Annotated in this window: 11 protein-coding genes; 9 read left to right on the top strand and 2 right to left on the bottom strand. The window is 67.8% G+C overall.

Translation table 11 applies throughout. From position 1 onward, the window contains the following. Positions 1 to 48: 48 nt before the first annotated feature. The 6 genes from N2652_09985 to N2652_09960 all read left to right on the top strand — a co-directional run bounded on the left by N2652_09985 (position 49) and on the right by N2652_09960 (position 9,173). Positions 49 to 1,701 (top strand): arylsulfatase, encoded by a 1,653-nt coding sequence (locus N2652_09985; GenBank protein ID MCX7819514.1) that lies wholly within the window; start codon positions 49 to 51, stop codon positions 1,699 to 1,701. A 58-nt stretch (positions 1,702 to 1,759) separates the two neighbouring features. Then, on the top strand, positions 1,760 to 2,872 hold the full coding sequence (locus N2652_09980; protein MCX7819513.1) for a UDP-3-O-acyl-N-acetylglucosamine deacetylase: 1,113 nt from the start codon (positions 1,760 to 1,762) through the stop codon (positions 2,870 to 2,872). Between the two features lie 281 nt (positions 2,873 to 3,153). Beyond that, a complete protein-coding gene (locus tag N2652_09975; GenBank protein MCX7819512.1) occupies positions 3,154 to 4,005 on the top strand; it encodes a M55 family metallopeptidase in 852 nt (283 codons plus the stop codon). A gap of 28 nt (positions 4,006 to 4,033) precedes the next feature. After that, a complete protein-coding gene (locus N2652_09970) occupies positions 4,034 to 6,766 on the top strand; it encodes a right-handed parallel beta-helix repeat-containing protein (protein ID MCX7819511.1) in 2,733 nt (910 codons plus the stop codon). A 21-nt stretch (positions 6,767 to 6,787) separates the two neighbouring features. Beyond that, positions 6,788 to 7,693, top strand: coding sequence for a sulfite exporter TauE/SafE family protein (locus N2652_09965; GenBank protein MCX7819510.1), 906 nt, complete (start codon positions 6,788 to 6,790; stop codon positions 7,691 to 7,693). After that, the gene (locus N2652_09960) at positions 7,659 to 9,173 is read left to right on the top strand and encodes an excinuclease ABC subunit UvrC (protein MCX7819509.1); all 1,515 of its coding nucleotides are present in this window, start codon (positions 7,659 to 7,661) and stop codon (positions 9,171 to 9,173) included. Before N2652_09965 ends, N2652_09960 begins: the two co-directional genes overlap by 35 nt. On the opposite strand, the gene N2652_09955 is transcribed toward N2652_09960, so the two are convergent. Together N2652_09955 and N2652_09950 are read right to left on the bottom strand one after the other, a co-directional pair. Further along, positions 9,145 to 9,591 carry a hypothetical protein gene (locus tag N2652_09955; protein ID MCX7819508.1) on the bottom strand — a complete coding sequence of 149 codons (447 nt, stop codon included), beginning with the start codon at positions 9,589 to 9,591 and terminating at the stop codon, positions 9,145 to 9,147. The genes N2652_09960 and N2652_09955 overlap by 29 nt on opposite strands. Then, positions 9,581 to 10,126, bottom strand: a complete 546-nt coding sequence (locus N2652_09950) for a LysM peptidoglycan-binding domain-containing protein (protein MCX7819507.1) — start codon at positions 10,124 to 10,126, stop codon at positions 9,581 to 9,583. The genes N2652_09955 and N2652_09950 overlap by 11 nt, the downstream gene beginning before the upstream one ends. Positions 10,127 to 10,234: 108 nt before the next feature. Between N2652_09950 and N2652_09945 the strand changes: the two genes are divergently transcribed. The 3 genes from N2652_09945 to N2652_09935 form a co-directional block, all read left to right on the top strand. After that, positions 10,235 to 11,596: an alpha-L-fucosidase gene (locus N2652_09945; GenBank protein MCX7819506.1), complete on the top strand. Its 1,362-nt coding sequence runs from the start codon at positions 10,235 to 10,237 to the stop codon at positions 11,594 to 11,596. A gap of 48 nt (positions 11,597 to 11,644) precedes the next feature. Beyond that, a complete protein-coding gene (locus tag N2652_09940; protein MCX7819505.1) occupies positions 11,645 to 15,664 on the top strand; it encodes a PAS domain S-box protein in 4,020 nt (1,339 codons plus the stop codon). Positions 15,665 to 16,035: 371 nt separating this feature from the next. Continuing rightward, positions 16,036 to 17,147 (top strand): hypothetical protein (locus N2652_09935; GenBank protein ID MCX7819504.1); only part of this gene is annotated, 1,112 nt, incomplete at its 3' end.

Below are 17,147 nucleotides of genomic sequence, written 5' to 3'. Positions count from 1 at the left end.
GCGGGGGAGAGGGCAATGAGACCGCCGTGGTGCCAGTTTCTCGCGGCGATGTTCGCGAGCGCGGGCATAGCAATGTCGGCGCCACCCCGGCCGAACGTGATGTTGATACTCGCCGACGACCTCGGGTTTTCGGATCTCGGCTGCTACGGCGGCGAAATCGAAACGCCGAACCTCGACCGCCTGGCCGCGAATGGTCTCCGGTTTACCCAGTTCTACAACACCGCCCGCTGCTGGCCAACGCGTGCGGCGCTTCTGACGGGTTTCTATCCTCAACAAGTGCGGCGCGACGCGATGCCGGGGGTGCAGGGTGGCGGTCGCCGAGAGCATGTTCGACCGCGCTGGGCGCCCTTGCTCCCGGCGATGCTGAAAGCGGCCGGCTACCGCTCCTACCACTCCGGCAAGTGGCACATTGACGGCCAGGCAATCCCCCAGGGGTTTGATCGGGCTTACATCATCGAGGACCACGACCGCTACTTCGATCCCCGACGGCACACGCTCAATGATCGTCCCTGGCCGCCGGTGGAGCGGGGCAGCAACTTCTACATGACGACGTGGATCGCGGAGCACGCCATCGCGTGCCTGCGGGAGCATGCCCGTGAACACTCGGGGCGTCCGTTTTTCCATTACGTCTGCTTCACCGCGCCGCATTTTCCGCTGCAGGCGCCGCCAGAAGACATCGCGCGGTACGCGGGCCGTTATACGAATGGTTGGGACGAGGTGCAGGCGGCGCGGGGACGCCGCTTGCGGGAACTCGGCATCGTGCGGCACGACCCGCCCCCAATGGAACGGGAACTGGGGCCGCCGTACTCGTTCCCCGATGCGTTGGAGAAACTTGGGCCGGGCGAGGTGGACCGTCCGCTGCGGTGGTCGGACCTGACGGAGGAGCAACAGCGATTTCAGGCGATGAAGATGGCGATTCACGCCGCGATGGTGGACCGGATGGACCGGGAGATTGGGCGCATCCTCGATCAACTGGCTGCGATGGGTGCGATGGACAATACGATGATCTGGTTCGCGAGCGACAACGGCGCCAGCGCGGAGATCATGATTCGGGGTGACGGACACGACCCGAACGCGCCTCACGGTTCGGCGGGGACATTCCTGTGCCTGGGACCGGGGTGGTCGAGCGTCGCGAACACGCCATTCCGGCGGCACAAGGTGTGGGTGCACGAGGGCGGGATCGCGACGCCCTTGATCGTGCACTGGCCGGCTGGCATCCCGGAACGCGAACGAGGTGGCTTGCGGCACACCGTCTCACACGTGATTGACTTCGCGCCCACGGTGCTGGAGCTGGCCGGGGTCCCGTGGCCAAAGGAATGGGAGGGGCGATCTGTGCCGAATCCGGCGGGGCGGAGTTTGGTCCCGGTGCTGCGGGGGGACGGCGAGCCGCTGCATGAGGCCGTATGGTTCTGCCACGAGGGACACCGGGCGCTGCGGATGGGCGATTGGAAGATCGTCGCGTCCAGGGGAGATCCATGGGAGCTCTACAACCTGGCGGAGGACCGGGGAGAGACCCGGAACCTTGCGGCGCGCGATCCCCGGCGGTTGGAAGCGATGGTGGCCAAGTGGAATGCGATCGCCGAAGAAATCCGCCAGCTGGCGAACCGTGACGCTGCACCTGCCGCGACGTTCTCCTCGGTGAAGGACGAGTCTGCGAAGGGGCGCACGGGTGTGCCAGAGAGCGGAGCGTTGAACGACTGAGAGGTGCCGGCCGGTCGGCTTGTCTGTTGGCGGGGGCTGGGCAATAGTGCTTGGCTCCGTGAACGAGTGGGTTGCCTCCGCGAAAGTGCTTCGGGGTGACGTCGGCCAGTACCGCCGGTCCGTCGAACTCTGGGCCGATCAGCCGGTGGACCACGATCTGACCGACCGGCCGCCGCCCTCCTGGCCGGCAAAAGAAACGACGCTGGGTGGTACTGTCGAAGTCCGGGGGCCGGGAACGTTCGATGGGCGGGAAACACGACGCCTGACGCTGGCGCCGTCGCCGGAAACCGGCTGGTGGTTTGAGCGGACTGACCGGCCGGACGACCTCCCGACGCTCGCGACAGTGCGCAATGTGTGGACCACCGGCCGCATCGTCAGCAACATCGTCTTGCGCAGCGGCGACCCCCACAACTACTGCCGGATGGTGGAGCACATCCTGGCCCTGAAGGTGGGCCTTGTGCTTGACCGGGTCCGAGTGCGGTTGGACTCCGGCGATCCCCCTCTTTTTGAGCGGGGCAGTCTGGACTTGGTCGAGGCGGCCGAGCGGGTGGGCATCGTGGAGACCGATGCGCCGGCGCACCATGTGACGGTGCGGGAGCCGGTCGCGGTCGTTGCGCCGAACGGTGCGTTTCTCGCCGTCGCGCCGCCGCGGGGCGGGATGATCCGGTCGCTGCTGATGGATGTCGCGATCGATTTTCCGAATGTGATTGGACGTCAACGGATCCGGTTTTTCATGGACCGGGAGATTTTTCGGACCGCGTCGGTCGCGCGGACGAACACGACGGTTTCCAAAAAATTCTACTGCCAGACCATTGGCCGTTTGTTCGCGGATGTGCGGCGGCTCGGCTACAACCGGCGGAACCTGCTGATCGCGGGTCGCCGTGCGTATCTGAACCGGCCGCGCCTGATCCACAACGGGCGGTCGCTCGAAGCGGTCTGGCACCGGGCGGCGCTGGATCTGGCCGCGGCGCTCGGCTTGGTCGAAGGGGGGCGGTTCGTGGGTCAGGTGGTGTCCTATCGCGCTGGCCATGCGCTGGACGTGCGGCTGATCACGTTGCTCCATCGGCAGGGTCTGCTGATGTCCTTTGTACCCGGTGAGGCGCCGGCGCCATCGGGTGTGCGGCCGGAGAACTCCAGCGGCCGGGCGATCGGCACAGGGCATTGCGGGTAGGCCGTGTCGGCCTCGGATCGCGCTCCGGCATGCCGGCCGCTCGAGAGGGAGGAACTCCCGTGGCCTCGTGCCGCCGAGAGTGCAATCGATCGTTGCCGCGGTGCGGACCAGCCGCGGCGCTTGGCGACTGGGGCCTCGAGAAGGAGCGCGCCCCCCATGGGAAGTCTCAGAGCCCTCGGAGCCGCATCTATGGACCTGGTGTTCGCTGGTGGGTGGTGGACGAGAGGGGTATTCTTCGAATCCGAGGATCGTCGAATAAAGGGCGAAAGGAGTCTTCGGGGATGTCAGCTGTCGACATCCGGGTGTGGACGCTGCTGATGGCGGCCGCGTGTGTGGTCGAACCCTGCGGTGCGTTCCAAGTGTATGTGTTTGCCGACATGGAGGGATGCACCGGCGTGACCGGCAGCGAGTTCATCCACGGCGCGCGCGCCGGGGAAGGTGTGGCCGCGATGGAGGGGGACATCAATGCATGTGTGGCCGCGTGTTTCGAGGCGGGGGCGACGGTGGTGATCGTACGCGACGGGCATGGCGGGGGCAGCAATGTGACACCGTCGCGGGTGGACGGTCGCGCCCGGTTGATTCAGGGGCCTACTCGGCGTGAACGTTATCCGGAGCTGGCGGGTAGCGAGGCGGTGATTCTGCTAGGTTATCACGCGATGTCGCTGACGCCCGGCGCGGTGCTCGCGCACACGTACTCGTCGAAAGGAATTCAGCGCATGCGGCTCAACGGGCGGGAGGTGGGGGAGATTGGAGTGGACGCCGCGATCGCGGCGGAGTACGGCGTGCCGGTCGTGCTGGTGACGGGCGACGACAAAACCTGCGCGGAAGCCCGGGCGTGGATCCCGGGTGTGGTGGTTTGCGAGACGAAGCGGGGCACGGGGCCGCAAAGTGCGGAGCCACTTCCGGCCGAGGTATCCCGGCGGAGGATTCGCGAGGCGACAATCGAGGCGCTGCGAAAGCGGCGCGAGATCCCGCTGATCCGGATCGAGTATCCCGCTACGCTCACGCGCGAACTGCTGCCGCCGGGGTCGCGGCGAACGCATGACCCGGCCTTTGTGCCGGTGCCGAACCCCCAAGTGGAGGAACGCACCGGCGAGCGCGTGGAAACGTTGCTGCTCGGCCCCGCGGGCTGAGGTGGCGTCTAACCTCCAGGAAAAAATCATGACCATCGCATTGCGCGCCGCGCACTTCGTTGCGTTGTGCCTCGCCGCAGCTGTTCGCGCGGACGCGGAGACAACGCTGCGGATTCACGTAGCAACGAACGGCCTCGATCGCTGGAGCGGGCGGTCGGAGCAGCCGTTGCCGGACGGTAGTGACGGGCCGGTCGCGACGGTTGGGCGGGCGCTGATGCTGCTGAGCTCACTGCCGGATCGGGGAGAGGTGGTGATCCAGTTCGGCCCGGGGGTGTGGGAGCTGCCAGCGACGGTCGAACTGACCGCGCAGCACAGCGGGGGGCCGGGCCGGCCGATGACGATTCGGGGGACGACGAACGGTGCGACCGTTTGGACCGGCGGCCGACGGGTGCAGCAGTTCCACATCGCGAGCAATGGCATCTGGGTAGCGGATCTGCGCAGGATCGGGTGGACCGGTGCGCCAGTGCGGATGGTGGTCTGGGGTGGCCGGCGGCTGCCCATGGCGCGAACACCGAACGGTGATGCGGCTGCACCGCACACCAGGGGGTGGATGTTCGCGAATGGTACGAAGGTCTCGATGCATCAGGAGCTTCCTGGTGAGTTGCGGGACCGTTGTCAGTACCGCGCCGAGGATGCGCCCGCCTGGCGAGAATGGCAGGGTGCGGAGATCGTGGTGTTTCCCCGATACAATTGGTGGAACGACGTGGTGAGGGTGAAAAGCGTCGAGGTGGGTCAACGGCGCGTCCTGCTAGAGCGGAACGCGTCGTATGCGATCCGGCCGGGCGACCGGTACTACCTTCGCGGCGTTCGCTCGGCGCTCGACGCACCGGGCGAGTGGTGGCACGAGGCGGCGACGGACCGTTTGTGGATGATTCCGCCCGAGGCGGTGCATCCGGACGCTGCGCCGCCGGTCCGGGTGGGGCGGTTGGCGACACTGCTGGCGTTTCGTCCGGGTGCGTCGTGGATCCGGGTCGAGCGGATTCGGTTCGAGTGCGCGCAGTCGCACGCGGTGCTGATGCACGGTGCAACGCAGTGCGTGGTGGCCGCTTGCACGGTGCGGAGCGCCGGTGACCACGCCGGGCATGGGATCGGGATCTGGGAGGGGCTTTCCAACGTGGTGTTCGGGTGTGATATCTCCGAGGTTGGAGCCTCCGGCGTCTCGGTCGGCGGGGGGGATCGGATCTCACTGAGAGGGGGTGCGCACACGGTGGAGAACTGCTACATCCACCACGTTGGGCTCGAGTATGCGCAGGGCGTCGGCGTCAGCGTCGCCGGGGTAGGTCACCGGATCGCACACAACCTCATCCACGACGGGCCGAGGATGGGCATTATGTACTCTGGCAACAATCTGCGCATCGAGTTCAACCGGATTCGGCACATGAACCTCGACACCTCCGACACGGGCGGCACCTATACTGCCGGGCGCGACTGGATTTCCTCGCGTGGCACCCTCCTGCGCCACAACTTCATCCACGACATGTTCGGGCTGCATGCGGAGGGGGAATGCTTGACGATGCCCGGCTTCGCGTTCGGCATATACCAGGACGACAACGCCGGCGGAGTGGACATCATAGGCAACGTTGTTCTGCGCTGTTCCCGTGCTGCGCTGATGCTCCACAATGCGCGCGACACACGCATCGTGAACAACATCTTTGTGGATTGCGGTGAGCGGATGCTCGAGTACAACGGATGGACGCCGGAACACTCATACTGGGCACAGCATCTGCGGACGATGATCACGGGGTACGAGTCGGTCGCGACCTCGGCGGCCTGGCGCTCGATGAGGAACATGCAGGTTCATCCGACCAACGCCCCTCAACCGGATGGAACGATCATGACCGGCAACGAGCTGGTACGAAACATCATCGCATGGCGCGGCACCAACACCGCGTTGTTCCGGTTTCGGCACCTTCCGCGCCACGCCTACCGCAGCGATTCGAACGTCGTGTGGGGATTTGGTGCGCCGATCCGAACGGGCTACTGCCAAGTGCGGCGCGAGCGGGCGGAAGTGCCGTTGTCGAACGCGGTTTTTGCGGCCGCGCCGGACGGGCGGTTGCCGGGATGGCGCTGGCAGGCCTCGCCCAGCACGACGGTGACGCTGCGATCGGTCGGCGGCACCGTGTCGGGCGGCGTCGCGCGGTTGACGGGTGGCGCGCAGACGAACAAGGACGCGTCCGGGCGGGTGGTGACGCCCATTCTCATTAGCGAAGAGGTGGAGCTGACACCGGGGCGTGTGTACCGGCTCTCGGTGCGCGCGCGCGCGGACCGTGCGGACCGTCGGCTCGCGCTGAGGCTACAGACGTTTCGTGCCGGCGAGTTTTTCTGGGTCTCCGATGCGCGTCTGCAGCGGCTGACGACGGAATGGGCGAGGCTGGAGGCGCTGGTGACCACTCCGTCGCCGGGCGACGGCGAGTTCCGGCCCGGCATGACGCGGTTCCGTGTGCGCTTCGATTTTCCGGAGGCCGATGGGTTCGTCGAGCTTGCGGTGCCGCGGCTGGTGGAGTGCGAGGTGGAAGACGAATGGGCGAGCTGGCGGGCGCTGGGCTTCGACAGCGCGTCGGTGGTGGCCGATCCGCTGTTTGAGGACCTCGATGGGGACAACTTTCGGCTGAAGCCGCAGTCGCCCGCTTTCCAGCTTGGCTTTGAACCGATCCCGATGGAGCGAATCGGTCCGTACGCGCATCCGCTACGTGCCAGCTGGCCGATCGTCGAGGTGACTGGCGCGCGCGAGTACCTGGGGCGGATGCGGATCGAGCGTTGATGGGCGGGAAGGGTGCGCGGATTGGAGTTATTTTTCTGGCCGGCGCTCGGGGCGCTGATGGGGATGCTCGCGGCGTTCTATGGAGCGGGGGGAGGGTGGGCGGTGGTGCCGTTGCTGATGTGGTCGGGGCGCGACCCGGTGGTGGCGGTCGGTACGAGCCTGGCCGTTGTTTCGGTGACCGGCGCCGCCGGGCTGGTGCAGCACTGGCAGCTCGGGCGGGTGGAGGGGCGGAGCGCGGCAGCGCTCGCGATCGCCTGTGCGGTCGGAGTGGAACTCGGGCGGCGCGCACTGGTGTGGAGCGGTCGGCTGGGCGTAGCCGGCGAGGTTGTGCAGCTGGTGCTGGCCGCGGTGCTGGCCGCGGTCGCGCTGCGGCTGATGGTGGCGCCGCACGCACGGCCAGGTGGGGCGGATGGGGGAGGCGCACTGTCTGCAGCACTGGCCGCGGCGCTCGGTCTTCCGGCCGGCGTGATTGGCGGGCTGGTCGGCCTTGGCGGCGGGCTGATTTTGGTGCCGGCGCTGATGCTGGGCGCGCGGATGCACCATCGTGACGCGGTGGCGCTCAGTCTGGCCGGTGTCGCGGCGGCCGGGGGGTGGGGGGCGGTGCGCTATGGGATGGCAGGGCAGATGGATTGGGCGCCGGCCGTACTGCTGGCGGCCGGCGCGCTTGGCGGTGTCCGGGTCGGTGCGCGCGCTTGCGCGCGCATCGTTCGGGCGCGGTTTGAGCGTGCCTTCGGCGGGTTGCTAATGCTCTGCGCGGTGGCGCTGGCGCTCGAGCGGTTCGGTATCGTCGCCGCCCGACTGCTGCTTGGGTTGATTCTGCTGGCGATGGGCGCGATGGTGGCCCTGGAATCGCGCGGCACGGGGGGTCAAACCGTGCGGAGCGCGGCGAACCGTGCAGGGGAACGAACATCTTCGCGCGAAGCTTGAGGCGCTGCCCGACGCACCCGGCGTGTACCTGTTCCGCGATGCGGCGGGCACGGTGATCTACATCGGGAAGGCCCGCTCGCTGCGTCGCCGGGTGCGGTCGTATTTTTCGGTTGCGGCGCGACGGCGCGGCGACCCGAAGCTGCGCAGTTTGGTGCACTCGATCGGCGACCTCGAGGTGTTGCCGCTACGCACCGAGGCCGAGGCGGCGGTGATGGAGAGCCGGCTGATCAAGGAACACCGCCCGCGCTACAACATTGCGTTTCGCGACGACAAGCGGTTTCTGCTGTTGCGCGTGGATCCGCGTGAACCGTGGCCGCGCTTCACGCTCGCTCGGATTCGGCGGGATGACGGCGCGCTGTGGTTCGGTCCGTATCCTTCGGCCGCGGTCGCCCGCGCGACGCTCGACTTCCTCGGCAAGCAGTTCGGGCTGCGGCAGTGTCGCCCGCGCCTCCCCGGCCCCGAGGACCACCGCCACTGCCACGCCGACATCATCCGGCACTGCAGCGCGCCCTGCGTCGGCCGCATCACTGCCGAAGCGTACCGGGAGCGGTTGGAACAGGCCTGCCGGTTTCTGCGCGGGGAAGATCCCGAACGCCGCCGGCTGATCGCCGACGCGATGCGTCAGGCGGCCGCCTCGCTCGATTTCGAACGAGCCGCGGCGCTGCGCGATCTCGCCCGTGCGCTGGATCGTGCGGTGCGGGAGCGCGCGCTGGCGCGGCGCACGCCGGAACTGCATGCGGCGGTCGCCCGCGCGGGGATGGCCGAGCTCGCGGCGCGGTTGGGACTGGCCACTATCCCCCGCGTGATGGAATGCTTCGACGTCTCCAACATCGGCGGCGACGTTGCGGTCGGCAGTCTCGTCCGCGCGGAGGACGGTCTGCCCCAGCGCTCGCGCTACCGTCGGTTCCGTATTCGGACCGTCGACGGCGCGGATGATCCTGCGATGATCGGCGAGGTGGTCCGCCGCCGGCTGGAACGGGCGCGCGGGGAGGACGAGGGGTGGTCGGCGCCGGACCTGATCGTGGTGGACGGTGGCATCCCGCAGGTGCGCGCCGCGAAGGCTGCCGCCCGCGACGCGGGCTTCGGCGCGATGCCGGTGATCGGCCTTGCGAAGCGGTTCGAGCACGTGATCCACGGGCCCGACGGGTCGGAGGGCATCGTGGAAATCCCGCGCGAGTCGCCCGCGCTGACGGTGCTGCAAGCGTTACGCGACGAGGCGCACCGTTTTGCGCTGGCGTATCACCGGCGGCTGCGGGCGCGGCGGCTCTCCGAATCGAAGCTCGATGAAATCGAGGGCATCGGACCGAAACGGAAGCGCGCGCTCTTGGTGAAGTTCGGATCGGTCGCGCGGCTCGCGCGCGCGCCGCTGGCGGAAATCGCGGCCGTGCCCGGTATCGGAACGAAGCTCGCCGCGGAGATCCTCGCCGGTCTTCGCCCCGCCGGCGCGGCGACTACGGACCCACCCGCTCCACCGCGGTGACCCGACCGTCCCGGAACTCAACGCGTGCGGCGTCCCGCTCTCGCCACGCGGTCCGGTAGCTCCAAAAGATGTCGGGGTACCAGCGGTACACCCCGCCGGCGGAACGGTAGGGCCAGAACACCGGTACGGGCTCGGACCAGGTTTCCGGCACCGCGTCGGTGTACACCCACACCACCGTTTCGCCCTCCGGCGTCAGTCGCGTGATCACCCGGTCCGGCCGGCCCAGCGCGATGCGGACCATGTCCGGCGTAAAGCCGGGCTCCACGCGCCCCGCTCGCACCTTCGCCTGAATCTCCGGCGGGAAGGAGGCGAACAACTCCGCGTGACGGCGAATGCGGTCCTGCGGTGTCGTCGCGCATCCGCTCACCATCAGCGCCGCCGCTCCGGCGAGCATCAGATGTCGAACTTCAGGGCACATTGAGCTTTTGGCCGATCTTGAGTCTTGCGGGATTCACGTCGGGGTTGGCCTGCTGCAGCGCCGACACGCTGACGCCGAGTTTCCGCGCGATGCCACCGAGCGTGTCGCCCGCGGCCACCGTGTAGGTGCGCGCGGCCGTGGCTGCCGCGGAGGGCGCCTCCGCGGGTGGAGCTGCGGCCGCTGGCGGCAGCGCGGCGGCGGCGGGCGGACGCTCAGGTGGGGTGGTGAGCTCCGCGAGTCGGCGCGCCAGCTCGTTCAGGCGCAGCTCGGTGTCGTTGATGCGCTTAGCAACCGTGTCCAGCACGCGGTTGATCTGCGCGGCAAGATTGCGCGCGGGCTCCTCCGCCTTCGCGGGGACCGTCGCGCGCAGGTCCTCCAGGTCTGCGCGCAGCCGGCGCAGTTCTGCGCGCGCGGCGATGGCCGTCACCAATCCGGCCGCACCGGCGGCCAGCGCCACCGCGGCGGCGATCAGTGGCATTGCGCGGCCGCCGACCGGTCGGCCACCGCCGGACTCGTTCAGCCTGGTCTCGTTCATGTCGGGCCCTCTGACCTGAGATCATAGTCGCCCGGGCAGGGTGTCCTCAAGCACCGCGTTGCGGTGCATGCCCCCACCCGGTATCGTGGAGCGAGGAGGACCCGGACGATGCGAACCATGCGACGGCGGGCATTTCTGGCTAGTTCAGCGGCGCTGGGCGTTTTGCGTGCCGCAACGGGCGCCGACGGCACGTTGCGCTCGGTACCCCGGCGGTTCGGCGACGGCCGCGACTGGTTCTTCGAGGCGCGCTACGGGCTGTTCATCCACTGGGGCCTCTATGCGATCCGCGGCTTCCACGAGCAGGAGCAGTGGCGCGCTCGCGTGCCGCGTGCGGAGTACGTGAAGCTCGCGCAGCAGTGGAATCCAACCCGGTTCGATCCGGATTCGTGGCTGGACCTGATGGAGGCCGCGGGCATGCGCTACTTGTGCTTCACCACGAAGCACCACGATGGATTCTGCCTGTGGGCGACGCGCCAGACGCCGTTCAATACGATGAACACGCCGTACCGTCGCGACGTGTTGCGCCTGCTGGCGGACGCCTGCCACCGCCGCGGCGTGCCCCTCTGCCTCTACTACTCCATTGCGGACTGGAACCATCCCTGCTATCCGAACCAGGGCCGGCACCACGAGCTGCCACCGCAACCGGGCGACACGCCCGATTGGGCGCGCTATCTGGACTTCCTTCGCGCGCAGGTGCGGGAACTCTGTACTGAGTACGGCCGCATCCACGGCTTTTGGTGGGACATGAACGTCCCGCAGCACCGCGATCCCTCCATCAACGCGATGATCCGAGAGTTGCAACCCGGCATCATCATCAATAACCGCGGTTTTGACGAGGGCGATTTTGGCACGCCGGAGCGGGAGTACGACCGCGCGGCCGCCGAGGCGCTCGTGTTCGAGCGCCCCACCGAGGCGTGCCAGTCGGTCGGCATGGAGAGCTGGGGCTGGCGCGAGGAGGAGGACTACTACACCGATCGCCATCTGATGCGCAGCATTGCTGCCTATTGCGCCCGCGGCGCAAACTATCTGCTCAACGTCGGTCCCCGGGCCGACGGCACCATTCCGGAACGTGCCGCCGGCATCCTGCGGCGCCTCGGCGAGTGGTACCGGCGCGTGTGCGAGGCGTGGACCGGTACGGAGAACGTGTCCGCGTGGATTGCCAACCGCAATGTGTTGCTGACCCGGCGCGGTCGGACCCTCTACGTGATTGCACATCGTGATCCGGTCGGCGAGGCGATCAAGCTTAAACCCCTCGCGCTCGCGCCGATCCGTGCGACGCTGCTCAACACCGGCGCGCCGGTGCGCTGGACGCTGGAGATGGCGCCGAGCGATCACGCGGAGCAGCGCGGATACCTGCGGCTGCGGGAACTGCCTGCCAACGAGATGGCCAACGAGCCGATGGTGGTTCGGCTCGAGTTCGATCGCGATCTGCAGCCTCCGGTCGGGGGGCCGTCCGAAGCCGCCGCTTGACAGCGGAGGGCTCCCCGCTAGGCTCGCCGCAGAGCGAGGGCGTCGACGATGGCGGAGTCCGGGCCCGATTCTGCACCATCCCCGGCTAACCACCGCAAGAAAAGTCACCCGCTTCCGCGGTGGTCGAGACGTTTTCGGTGGACCACCGCCGCGGTGCTGGTGCTGCTGGTCATCTCCGTTGTGCTCTCCGCGGTGTGGATGCGCTGGGCCGAGCGCGTCATGCACGACGAGTTCCGGCGGCGGCTCGAGCTGGCCGCCCGTGATCTCGCCGCGGGGCTTCCGACCGAAAGGGTCGAGGAGGCGCTGAAGGACGAAGGCGGCGGCGAATCGGCGTCCTCCCGAGTGATCGGCGACCTGTTTGATGCGTGGCGGGCGTGGCTACCGGAGGGGTACGACGTTTCCCTGATGACGATTCGTCGCGGCCGCGCCGTGGTGGGGCCGGCGTCGGGTGGCGAACCCGGGCGCGCGCGACTGGAGGCGCGTGCGGCGGACGGACCCTCGCGGGAGGTGTTGCGCGCGCTGGTCGATGGCGGGATCGCGGAGTGGATCGACAGCGACGGCCGGGGGTGGATGCTGGCAGCGGCGCCGATTTGGGATCCGTTGACCGGCGTGCCGATGGCGGCGACGGTACTGAGCGGACCCGCCGAACTCGACTGGCGCATCGCCCGCCGCGCCCGCTGGGAGGTGTTGCGATCCGCGGGGCTGCTGGCGCTGGTGCTGATGGCGGGCGTGGCGGTGTTGGCCTGGCGGGAGCGGCAGACCGCTGCAATCCGGCTGCGATGGCGGCATCTCGAAACGCTGCTCACGGCCGGCTTCGGACTGCTGGCGCTCAGCGGCGTGTTGCGCGTGGTGACGGTCGCGCAGGAGCGCGAGCGCCAGTTGCAGCTGCGCCACACCGCTGACGTCGTCAGCGGGGCGGTGCGGATGGCGCTGCGGGAGGTAGCTGCGCATCACGCCTCGCTGGTGCGGTTCTTCAGCGGAAGCGAGCTGGTTACCGCGGAAGAGTACGCCGGGTTTGCCACGCCGCTGCTGCGGCGGATGCCGGTCTCCGCGGTGCTGTGGGTGCCCCGGATCGCGGCCGGCGAGCCCGTCGCGCCGGAAGCGCAGCGGCTCTCGCAGCAGGCCGCCGCTGTCGGTGAAACCGTCGCGGCACCGCCGCGGTACCGTGCGCCCGTGCAGTACGCGGTGCCGGCGGAGCGCGCTCGCGGCTGGATCGGGCGCGACCTCGCCGACGATCCGGTGTTGGCCGCGGCGCTGGATCGCGCCGCCCGGGAACAAGGGTTGGTGATGTCCGATGCCATCACGAGCGCCGATGCACAGGCGCTGCCCGACTGGCGGTGCCTGATCGAGGCGGTGCGCCGCCCCGGTCGGGAGGATCGCACCCCAGACGGTTGGATCGTGAGCGTGCTGCAGCCCTCCGCCATCGTCAACGCCACGATCGGCCGCATCGCCGGGGCGGGCCCCTCTCTCGAGATTGAGCTGATCGAGCTACCTGCGCCAAAGGGCCTCACGCAGCACGCACTGCGATACCCGTTGGTGTGGGGCGGGCGCTCCTGGGCGCTGATGTGCCGGCAGCTGCAGCCCGCCACGGCTGCGCATCCGTTCTGGCCCGCGCGTCCACTGCAGTTCTGGGGGCTGGCCACCGTCGCGACCTTGACTGCGCTGGTGGGACTGGTCTGCTCGCGGGAGGTGCGGCTGGAACGCGAGGTGCTGGCTCGCACGCGCGAGCTCCGCGAGCGCGAGGAAAATCTGCGCGTCACGCTCCACGCGATCCATGACGGAGTCATCGCCACCGATGCCGACGGTCGCGTGACGCTACTGAACCCCGAGGCAGAGCGCCTCACAGGCTGGAGCGCGGCGGAGGCGATCGGCCGCGACTGCGCGGAGGTGTTCCGCATCGTTGCCGGTGCGACCGGCGAGCCCGCCCCCGATCCCGTGCAGCAGGCGCTCACGAGCGGCCGCGCCGTCGGCCTCGCCAACGACATCGTCCTCCTTGCGCGCGACGGCCGGCGGATCCGCATTGCCGACAGCGCCGCGCCGATCCGCCTGCCCGACCATCCGCGGCCGATCGGCGTCGTGCTGGTCTTCCGCGATGTCGGTGCCGACTACGCGGCGCGCGAGGCGCTCGCCGCGAGCGAGCGGCGGTACCGGCAACTCTTCGAGGAGATGGACGACGGATTCGCGCTGCACGAAATCATCCGTGATCAGGCCGGCCGACCAGTGGACTACCGATTCCTTGAAATCAATCCCGCCTTCGAACGGCAGACAGGTCTGCGTGCGGAGGAGTTGCTTGGCCGCACGCTGCGGGAGGCACTGCCCGGCACCGAGCTCGAGTGGGTTGAGATTTACGGTCGGGTCGCGTCCACCGGTCAGACCGAACGATTCGAGATGCACCACGCGCCCACCGGCCGCACCTATCACGTCACCGCCTACTGCCCCGAACCCGGCCGCTTTGCGACCCTATTCTTCGACGTCACTGATCGTCACCGGGCTGCGATGGAGCTTCAGCGGCAGCGGCAGTTGCTGCACGACATCATCGAAACCGTTCAGGAGGGGATCGCGGTGCTCGACCGCGACCTCACCGTCCGTTTCACGAACGGCACGATGCGTCGCTGGTACGAGCCCAATCTCCCGCTCGAGGGCCGAAAGTGCCATGTCGTCTTTCACAACAAGGGCGAGCCCTGCGCGCAATGTCCAACGATCCGCTGTCTGGCCAGCGGCCGCCCGGAGGGCGAGATCGTGCCCGGCCTGCCCGGTTCGCCGGTGGAATGGGTCGAGCTCTACGCGTATCCGATGCGTGACCCCGTCACCGGCGAGGTGACCGGCGTCGTCGAGTTCGTCCGCGACATCACTGCGCGCCGCAAGGCGGAGGAGGAAAAACGGCGCATCGAAGCCCGCATGACCGAAGTGCAGCGACTGGAAAGCCTTGGCGTGCTCGCGGGCGGCATTGCGCACGACTTCAACAACATTCTGATGGCGATCTTGGGCAACGCGGAGCTCGCCGCGCAGGATCTTCCTTCCCATTCGCCGGTTCGCGTCAATCTCCAGGAAATTGCGCTTTCCGCTCGCCGTGCCGCGGAGCTCTGCCGCCAAATGCTCGCGTACGCGGGGCGCGGCCGGTTCGTCGTCGAAATCTTCGACCTCAATCGCCTGGTGGACGAGATGCTCGGTCTGCTGAGAACCACGATCTCAAAGCGCGCGGTGTTGAACGTCCACCTCGAGCCCAACATCCCGCCGGTGCGTGCGGACCCCTCTCAGATCCGCCAGGTTGTGATGAACCTCGTGATCAATGCCTCCGAGGCGCTCGGCGACCGCAGCGGCACGATTACCGTTCGAACCGGCGTCACCCGGTGTGATCGCGCCTACCTGGATCAGGCCGCGTTCGAAACCAATCTTCCCGAAGGTCTGTATGTGCTGCTCGAGGTCGCGGACACCGGCTGCGGGATGGACCCGGCGACGCTGGGCCGCATCTTCGAGCCGTTCTTCACCACGAAGTTCGCCGGCCGGGGGCTCGGATTGTCCGCGGTCCTGGGGATCGTGCGTGCGCACAAGGGCGGAATCAAGGTGTACAGCGAACCGGGTAAAGGGTCGCTGTTCAAGGTGTTGCTGCCTGCCAGCCCCGCGCCGATTGTGGAAGAACCGGCCCTGCTGCCAGAGCTGGCCGGACACGAGGGCGGGCTGGTGCTATTTGTGGACGACGAGGAATCCGTCCGCGCGCTGGGCGGCCGCATGCTCGAACGGATGGGATTCCGTGTGGTGCTCGCCGCCGACGGACGCGAGGCGCTGGAAATGTTTTCCAACCGGCCGAAGGAATGGGTATTGGTTGTTCTCGACCTGACCATGCCGCGGATGGACGGAGAGGAAACATTTCGGAGGCTGCGCGAGGTCCGCCCTGACCTGCCAGTGATCTTGGCCAGTGGTTACACCGCGGACGAACTCTCCGCGCGGTTTGCCTCGAAAGGATTCGCGGGATTTCTGCAGAAGCCCTTCACAATCGCGGAACTCCAGAAGGCGGCGGCGGTTGCACTGCGAGGGCACTCGCGTCCTCGTAGGAGGGAAGGAGGTTGATTTGTTCGGGCCGGCCTCCGGGGGGACGGCGTAACCAGCCGAATGGGCCGGCCATGCAGGGGCACAATCCGCCGCGCGAGGTGAACAACGCACGGTCAAAAAAGTGGCAACTTTTTATTATTGACAGCGATAGGGCGCGCGCTATAGTGTGTGGAGAGAAGGAAGAAGACGGGCGGATTCATCGGAGGTACACATATGCGTGGCCAACGGCGGGTCGGCGTTCTGGTGCGTGTGCGTGGGCTGCTGCCGCGCGAGGTGAACAACGCACGGTCAAAAAGGTGGCAACTTTTCTTCTATTGACAGCGATAGGGCGCGCTATTGTAGAGCGAGGCAGAGAGAAGAAGGGCGGCGGGTGCATCGGAGGAACATACATGCGTGATCAACGGCGGGTCGGCGTTCTGGTGCTCGTAGGTGGGCTGCTGTTGGGCATCACGGCCGGTGCCCAGACATGGGTGTGGAATCTGGATGGCGATGGCGAGTGGACCAATGCGGCGAACTGGATTGGGTCAGGCGGCTATCCCGACGGGGTTGGACACGTCGCCGACTTCGCGCGATTGAACATCACCACGACGCGCAGGTTTGTCCGCATTCAGGATGAAGACAACCTTGTTACCATCGGTACCCTCTTGATCGGGGATGGGGATCGTCCCTACACCTTCAGCAATAGGACCGCGCACACGACCTGGGTGTTTGCGGACACCGACGGGCTGGCCGAAATCGTCGTCTCAAATGCTTACACCACGGACGCGTCGCGGCCGCATCGCATCGATGGGATCATTGCGCTCAGCAATGACCTGCGCGTGTCGGTGCTCACCGCGCCGATCACACCGCTTTGGTTCTGGGGCGCGGTGACGAGCAACGTCGCCGGTGTGAATCTCACGAAGGTCGGGCAGGGCACCTTGATGGTGTTGACCAGCGCCCAGTGGAGCGGGGAAACGCGGATTCTCGAGGGGCGTCTTTGGCTGGCGACGAATGGCGCACTGTCGGCCACCTCAGCGGTGGAGCTTCGCCCCGGCGCTCCGGGTGGGACGTTGATCATTGACAATGCGGCGGTGAACCTGGGAAACCGTGTGCCGGACGCGGCACTGGTTCGCAGTTTCGGTGGCGCGCTGTCCTTTGTGCACCCCGGGGCGTCGGGTCAAAACTACTCGGAAACGCTCGGGGAGTTGCAGCTCGCCTCCGGTTCGCTGGTCGTCACCAGTTCGCTGGCGGCGGCCGGGCAAACGAGCACGCTCACGTTTGGTTCGGTGACCCGGACGAATGGTGTGGTCACGTTCATCTCGACCGGATTCGGTGATTCGCGCAACCGCATCCAGGTGACGACGCCGCCCGCGTTAGCCGGCGCCACGCACAGCGACATCGTTCCTTACATCATCGCGCGGACCAACGGCGGTGTTGGCGCGGACGCCGTTCTGGTGACTCACGACGGAGCGGGCACGCCGCTGCGCACCTACGGCACGGCGCCCAATGAGGCGTATGCCAC

The sequence above is a fragment of the Kiritimatiellia bacterium genome, from assembly GCA_026417735.1.
In the GTDB taxonomy this organism is placed as follows: Bacteria; Verrucomicrobiota; Kiritimatiellia; order PWTM01; family PWTM01; genus CAACVY01.
This window is presented reverse-complemented; position numbering and strand designations above follow the sequence as displayed.

Excerpts from the sequence above, each read along its gene's own strand:
- N2652_09945 (MCX7819506.1), top strand. The coding sequence starts at position 10,235 with ATGCGAACCATGCGACGGCGGGCATTTCTGGCTAGTTCAGCGGCGCTG.
- N2652_09955 (MCX7819508.1), bottom strand. The coding sequence starts at position 9,591 with ATGTGCCCTGAAGTTCGACATCTGATGCTCGCCGGAGCGGCGGCGCTG.
- N2652_09950 (MCX7819507.1), bottom strand. The coding sequence starts at position 10,126 with ATGAACGAGACCAGGCTGAACGAGTCCGGCGGTGGCCGACCGGTCGGC.
- N2652_09940 (MCX7819505.1), top strand. The coding sequence starts at position 11,645 with ATGGCGGAGTCCGGGCCCGATTCTGCACCATCCCCGGCTAACCACCGC.
- N2652_09975 (MCX7819512.1), top strand. The coding sequence starts at position 3,154 with ATGTCAGCTGTCGACATCCGGGTGTGGACGCTGCTGATGGCGGCCGCG.
- N2652_09970 (MCX7819511.1), top strand. The coding sequence starts at position 4,034 with ATGACCATCGCATTGCGCGCCGCGCACTTCGTTGCGTTGTGCCTCGCC.
- N2652_09985 (MCX7819514.1), top strand. The coding sequence starts at position 49 with ATGTTCGCGAGCGCGGGCATAGCAATGTCGGCGCCACCCCGGCCGAAC.